Below are 6,218 nucleotides of genomic sequence, written 5' to 3' on the forward strand. Positions count from 1 at the left end.
AGGTCTACAATCGCCGCCTCGCTTTTGATGGTGTTTCACCGCCCGCATGTCGACCTGTACCGTACACCCCCTGCCCTACGCCCCCGACCCCGCCGCCTGGTTCGCTGCGATCCGCCATGCGCCCGGGGCTGTTCTGCTGGACAGCGCCAAACCTGCCGGCGAGCGCGGGCGTTTCGATGTACTCAGTGCCTGGCCGCGGGAAACCCTGCGCGCATTGCCGGATGAAACCGGCGAAGCCTTCCTCCAGCGCCTGCGTGGCGCCTTGGCCAGCCTGGGCCCGGCGCAACTGCCCGATGGCCTGGAGCTGCCCTTCGCCGGCGGCCTGATCGGCTACCTGAGCTACGATTTCGGCCGCCGCCTGGAACAGCTGCCCAGCGTGGCGGTGGACGACCTGCACCTGCCCGATGCGAACCTGGGGCTGTACGCCTGGGCGCTGATCAGCGACCACCAGCGCCAGACTAGCCAACTCATGCTGCACCCCAGCGTGGACAGCGCCGAACGCCGGCGCCTGATCGAGCTGTTCAGCCAGCCCGCCCCCGGCGCCAGCGGCCCGTTCAAGCTGAACGCGCCCATGCGCCCGGACCTGACTGCGGCGCAGTACCGAGAGGCCTTTGATCGGATTCAGGCCTACATCAGCGCAGGCGACTGCTACCAGATCAACCAGACCCAGCGCTTCCGCGCGCCCTGCCAGGGCGACCCGTGGACCGCTTACCGCGCCTTGCGCCAGGCCTGCCCCACGCCGTTTTCCGGCTTCCTGGCCCTGGAAGATGGCAGCGCCATCCTCAGCCTGTCCCCCGAGCGTTTTATCGAGGTCAGCGACGGCCGCGTGGAAACCCGCCCCATCAAGGGCACGCGCCAGCGCGACGCCGACCCGGCGCAGGACGCCGCCAATGCCCGGGAGCTACTGAGCAGCCTGAAGGACCGGGCGGAAAACCTGATGATTGTCGACCTGCTGCGCAACGACCTGGGCCGCACCTGCACCATCGGCACGGTGCGCGTGCCGGAGCTGTTCGCACTGGAAAGTTACCCCAACGTGCATCACATGGTCAGCGCCGTGGTCGGCGAACTGGCGCCAGGCAAGGATTGCCTGGACCTGATTGGCGGCAGCTTCCCCGGCGGTTCGATCACCGGCGCGCCGAAAATTCGTGCCATGCAGATCATCGACGAACTGGAGCCCAGCCGCCGCGCGCTGTACTGCGGTTCATTGCTGTACCTGGACGTACGCGGGCACATGGACAGTTCCATCGCTATCCGCAGCTTGTTAGTGAAGGACGGTCAGGTCAGTTGCTGGGGCGGCGGCGCCATCGTCGCCGATTCGAACTGCGAAGATGAATACGCCGAGTCGGTGTTCAAGGTGAAGGTGTTGATGGATACCCTCGCAGGTCTGTAAATCGGCGGTGGCTGATTCGTGGACACGCTCCACTCCTGCCGGCCAGCGTCATCCTGCAGGAGCGGGCCGGGGCCGCGAAGCAGGCGCCGCAAATCCGATTTTGTTACCATCTGCAACAGACGAGCGCCAAAGCGCCACATGAACTAGGAAGCCGCCTGATGAGCCTGAACCTCGACGTCGCCGAACTCGCCGCGACTTACGCCAACAAGTCCCCCCAGGACATCCTGAAGCTTGCCTTCGAGCACTTCGGTGACGACCTGTGGATTTCCTTCAGCGGTGCCGAGGACGTGGTCCTGGTGGACATGGCCTGGAAGCTGAACAAAAACGTCAAGGTCTTCAGCCTCGACACCGGCCGCCTGCACCCCGAGACCTACCGGTTCATCGATCAAGTGCGCGACCACTACAACATCGCCATTGAGCTGGTGTCGCCCGACCACACCAAGCTGGAGCCGTTCGTCAAGGAAAAGGGCTTGTTCAGCTTCTACAAGGACGGCCATGGCGAATGCTGCGGCATCCGCAAGATAGAACCGCTGCGCCGCAAGCTGTCCACCGTCAGCGCTTGGGCCACCGGCCAGCGCCGCGACCAGAGCCCGGGTACCCGCAGCCAGGTGGCGGCGATGGAAATCGACGGCGCGTTCTCCACGCCCGAACGCCCCCTGTACAAGTTCAACCCGCTGGCGCAGATGACCAGCGAGGAAGTATGGGGCTACATCCGCATGCTGGAGCTGCCGTACAACAGCCTGCACGAACGCGGTTTCATCAGCATCGGCTGCGAGCCTTGCACCCGCCCCGTGCTGCCGAACCAGCACGAGCGCGAAGGCCGCTGGTGGTGGGAAGAAGCCACCCAGAAGGAATGCGGGCTGCATGCCGGCAACCTGATCAAGAAAGCCTGAACATAAAAAACCGGCCAGATTGGCCGGTTTTTCATGGATGGCTGTGGGAGCTGGGTTGCCAGCAAGCTTTTGAGGGCCTCGGAAACTCGCTGGCAAGCCAGCTCCCACAAAAGCCCCACCCCAGGCCGTAGCGAACTTAGTGCACCGGAAGCTCGACACCGTCGAACAGCTCTTCCAGCTCCTGCTTGTTATGGCACTGGATAGCCTTGGCCATGACTTCGCGGGTCAGGTGCGGGGCGAATTTCTCGATGAAATCGCACATGAAGCCACGCAGGAAGGTGCCGCGGCGGAAGCCGATCTTGGTGATGCTGGACTCGAACAGGTGGTCAGCGTCCAGCATCACCAGGTCGCTGTCCAGCTTGGTGTCCACCGCCATCTTGGCGACGATGCCCACGCCCAGGCCCAAGCGCACATAGGTCTTGATCACGTCGGCGTCGGCGGCGGTGAACACCACCTTGGGGGTCAGGCCGCGGTGACTGAAGGCTTCGTCCAGTTTGGAGCGGCCGGTGAAACCGAACACGTAGGTGACGATCGGGTATTCGGCCAGCACTTCCAGGGTCAGCTTCGGCAGTTTGGTCAGCGGGTGGCCCTGGGGCACTACCACGCAACGGTTCCAGCGGTAGCACGGCATCATGATCAGGTCGCCGAACAGCTCCAGCGCCTCGGTAGCAATGGCGAAATCGACGGTGCCATCGGCGGCCATCTCGGCGATCTGCATGGGCGAACCCTGGTGCATGTGCAGCGCAACGTCGGGGTATTGCTTGATGAAGTTGCTGATTACCGGTGGCAGGGCATAGCGCGCCTGGGTGTGGGTGGTGGCGATCGACAGGGTGCCCTTTTTCTCGTTGGAGAACTCCTGGGCGATCTGCTTGATGCTTTCCACCTTGCGCAGGATTTCGCCGGCGGTGGTGATGATGCGCTCACCGGCCGGGGTTACCCGGGTCAGGTGCTTGCCGCTGCGGGCGAAGACTTCGACGCCCAGCTCGTCTTCCAGCAGGCGGATCTGCTTGCTGATGCCGGGCTGGGAGGTATAGAGACTTTGTGCTGTCGCGGAGACGTTGAGGTCGTGGTGCGCTACTTCCCAGATGTAGCGCAATTGTTGAAGCTTCATATGTATCCCTCAAAGCAAATAAACGCCAACAGCGACGATTTATAACTATATTAATGGTCTGGGTAAGAAATCTAGAACTTTTTATCAAAATTTGTACGAAAGTACGCCTTCGCACCGTTCAAGCCTTGCGCCGGCCCAACTGCTGGGACAAAGGCACCATGTACACCGGCACGGGTGAAAGCTGCAGGACCCGCGCGGCGGTTCGACCCAAAGGCATGTCGGTTCCCGCGCCATGGCTATGGCTGCCCACAATCAGCAAGTCCACCGCCAGGCGTTGAGCCTGGTCGAGGATGACCTGCGCCGGGTCGCCCTGGCGTACCCGTACGGCCGTGATCAAGGCCAGGTCCTGCTGGCCTTCGCCCAGTTCCTCGCGAAAACCATCCAGCACCTTTTGCTCGATGCCGGCCATCATCGTGCTTAGCCCCTCGCTGTGCAGTTCGTTGAGCGTGGGTTCGTCCAAATAGCTCTGCAGTACCGACTCTGCGAACAGGCCCATGGGCTCCACCGCGTGGATCACGTAAAGGTCAGCCTTGAAAGTACGCGCCAAGGCCAGCGCGTGTTGCATCACATAAGGGGCATACAGGCCCAGATCTGTGGCATACAGCATCGAACGGATCATGTGATCTCCTCGACTGCCAAAACGGCAGAGCTTGCTCAAGCTTAGCAGCGCCGCCCACAGTCCGACGGCCCGCTCATAACCTGCGCAATGGTCACCGATCAACTGTCATGATCACCGTTCAAGGCAGTTCTTCAGGCTCGCGTGCCAGGGCCTCATGCACTTGGTGATCGATTTCCCCCGCCAGCAGCCGTGCGTTCAGCGCACCATAAAATTCGCCGTTGTGCACAACAAACATTGCCGGCAGGTGAAAGACCTCGTACCGTTGCACCGCCCCGCCGTTCTCGCCGGCATCGATCCAGCACACCCGCTCCAGGGCCAGCGGCATGCCCGGCAGCTCGCGGCGCGCCACCCGGCAACTGGCACAGCCGGCACCGGTGAACACCAGCAGCGAGGTGCCCGGGGCCTCCAGCAGTACATGGTCTACAGTCAAATCAGTCAGTTCCAGTTCCTGCGGGGGCTTGCAGGGCCTACCGTCAACCAACCGACACTCGGAGCCAGTGTTCATGGGTCGTTTTCTTCCTCATCCTTTTGATGTTGCCGTTACATTGAACCTGTGCCACCGACCTTCGATTTCCGCTCGCCGGCTTCACGCTATCAGCCTGGGCGGCGTTGCCTGCCAGCATGACCGCGCCTACCGTAGCGGCACTGCCATCGACCTCAGCATGCCCAGCCTGGGCAACGGCGTGCGTTACCCCGGCTACGTGGCCTGGTGCCGCAAGCAGCCCCAAGGCTACCTGATCGGCGTGGCCTTTACTGATGAACAGACACTGTTCGGCGCGCGAATGGGTGAGCAGGTCTGTCAGATCCAGCAATACTGCGAAACACAATCACCCTTTTCCAGCAGCGTGGGCAGCATCGATGAACTGGCTCGGCAGTGGGTGGAGCGCCATGCGGCGGAGTTTTCCCAGGCCAGCCTGAGCAGTGTCGGCGAAACGCCCCTCTAGTCCCTTACTGGCACCCGTGACCGGCATTTACACGGCTGCCCATTGTCGCGCCAGCAGGTTCGCGCTAAGGTTCGGCTCCCCGCTGCGCCTAAAATAAGCTGTGCTCCGCCGCGCGGGGATCGCTGGCGGCCGGCACCCGTGACCTGACGAGTAACACGATGGCTGATTTACCGATCGACGACCTCAATGTCGCCTCCAACGACACCCTGATCACCCCTGACCAGCTCAAGCGTGACATTCCGCTGAGCGCGGCCGCCCTGAAGACTGTGACCCAGGGCCGCCAGGTCGTGCGCGACATCCTCGACGGCAAGGACCACCGTCTGTTCGTGGTGATCGGGCCGTGCTCGATCCACGACATCAAGGCCGCTCACGAATACGCCGAGCGCCTCAAGGTGCTGGCCGCCGAAGTCAGCGACACGCTGTACCTGGTGATGCGCGTCTACTTCGAAAAGCCGCGCACCACTGTGGGCTGGAAAGGCCTGATCAACGACCCGTACCTGGACGACTCGTTCAAGATCCAGGATGGCCTGCACATTGGCCGTCAGTTGCTGCTGGACCTGGCCGAAATGGGCCTGCCGACCGCCACCGAAGCCCTGGACCCGATCTCGCCGCAGTACCTGCAAGACCTGATCAGTTGGTCGGCCATTGGCGCGCGCACCACCGAATCGCAAACCCACCGCGAAATGGCCTCGGGCCTGTCCTCGGCCGTGGGTTTCAAGAACGGCACCGACGGCGGCCTCACCGTGGCCATCAACGCCCTGCAATCGGTGTCCAGCCCACACCGTTTCCTGGGCATCAACCAGGAAGGTGGCGTGTCCATCGTCACCACCAAGGGCAATGCCTACGGTCACGTGGTGCTGCGCGGTGGCAACGGCAAGCCCAACTATGACTCGGTCAGCGTCGCGCTGTGCGAGCAGGCGCTGGACAAGGCCAAGATTCGCGCCAACATCATGGTCGACTGCAGCCATGCCAACTCCAACAAGGACCCGGCCCTGCAACCGCTGGTGATGGAGAACGTCGCCAACCAGATCGTCGAAGGCAACCATTCGATCATCGGGCTGATGGTGGAAAGCCACCTGAACTGGGGCTGCCAGGCCATTCCCAAGGACCTGGCCGAACTGCAGTATGGCGTTTCGGTCACGGATGCCTGCATTGACTGGGCCAGCACCGAGACCACCCTGCGCAGCATGCACGCCAAGCTCAAGGATGTGCTGCCCAAGCGCGCCCGCGGCTAAGCATAAAAAACGCCGGGGTCATTCCC

Annotated in this window: 7 protein-coding genes; 4 read left to right on the forward strand and 3 right to left on the reverse strand. The window is 62.7% G+C overall.

The genetic code is table 11. The annotated features are described in order from the left end of the window. Positions 1–46: 46 nt before the first annotated feature. Both pabB and PMM47T1_RS10810 read left to right on the forward strand, forming a co-directional pair. The gene (gene pabB / locus PMM47T1_RS10805) at positions 47–1,390 is read left to right on the forward strand and encodes an aminodeoxychorismate synthase component I (protein ID WP_008368477.1); all 1,344 of its coding nucleotides are present in this window, start codon (positions 47–49) and stop codon (positions 1,388–1,390) included. Between the two features lie 158 nt (positions 1,391–1,548). Next, positions 1,549–2,283: a phosphoadenylyl-sulfate reductase gene (locus PMM47T1_RS10810; RefSeq protein WP_008368480.1), complete on the forward strand. Its 735-nt coding sequence runs from the start codon at positions 1,549–1,551 to the stop codon at positions 2,281–2,283. Positions 2,284–2,419: 136 nt separating this feature from the next. Here the strand turns inward: PMM47T1_RS10810 and cysB are convergent, their stop codons facing one another. From cysB to PMM47T1_RS10825, 3 genes are all read right to left on the reverse strand, one after another. Further along, on the reverse strand, positions 2,420–3,394 hold the full coding sequence (cysB, locus tag PMM47T1_RS10815) for an HTH-type transcriptional regulator CysB (RefSeq protein ID WP_008368482.1): 975 nt from the start codon (positions 3,392–3,394) through the stop codon (positions 2,420–2,422). Positions 3,395–3,512: 118 nt separating this feature from the next. After that, on the reverse strand, positions 3,513–4,013 hold the full coding sequence (locus tag PMM47T1_RS10820) for a universal stress protein (protein ID WP_008368483.1): 501 nt from the start codon (positions 4,011–4,013) through the stop codon (positions 3,513–3,515). A gap of 118 nt (positions 4,014–4,131) precedes the next feature. Beyond that, the gene (locus PMM47T1_RS10825; RefSeq protein ID WP_008368485.1) at positions 4,132–4,518 is read right to left on the reverse strand and encodes a hypothetical protein; all 387 of its coding nucleotides are present in this window, start codon (positions 4,516–4,518) and stop codon (positions 4,132–4,134) included. Between PMM47T1_RS10825 and PMM47T1_RS10830 the strand changes: the two genes are divergently transcribed. Beyond that, positions 4,517–4,957 carry a PilZ domain-containing protein gene (locus PMM47T1_RS10830; protein WP_043300916.1) on the forward strand — a complete coding sequence of 147 codons (441 nt, stop codon included), beginning with the start codon at positions 4,517–4,519 and terminating at the stop codon, positions 4,955–4,957. The two genes, PMM47T1_RS10825 and PMM47T1_RS10830, sit on opposite strands and share 2 nt — an antisense overlap. Positions 4,958–5,115: 158 nt before the next feature. After that, positions 5,116–6,192, forward strand: a complete 1,077-nt coding sequence (locus tag PMM47T1_RS10835) for a 3-deoxy-7-phosphoheptulonate synthase (protein ID WP_008368489.1) — start codon at positions 5,116–5,118, stop codon at positions 6,190–6,192. Positions 6,193–6,218: the final 26 nt, after the last annotated feature.

The organism is Pseudomonas sp. M47T1 (assembly GCF_000263855.1).
In the GTDB taxonomy this organism is placed as follows: domain Bacteria; phylum Pseudomonadota; class Gammaproteobacteria; order Pseudomonadales; family Pseudomonadaceae; genus Aquipseudomonas.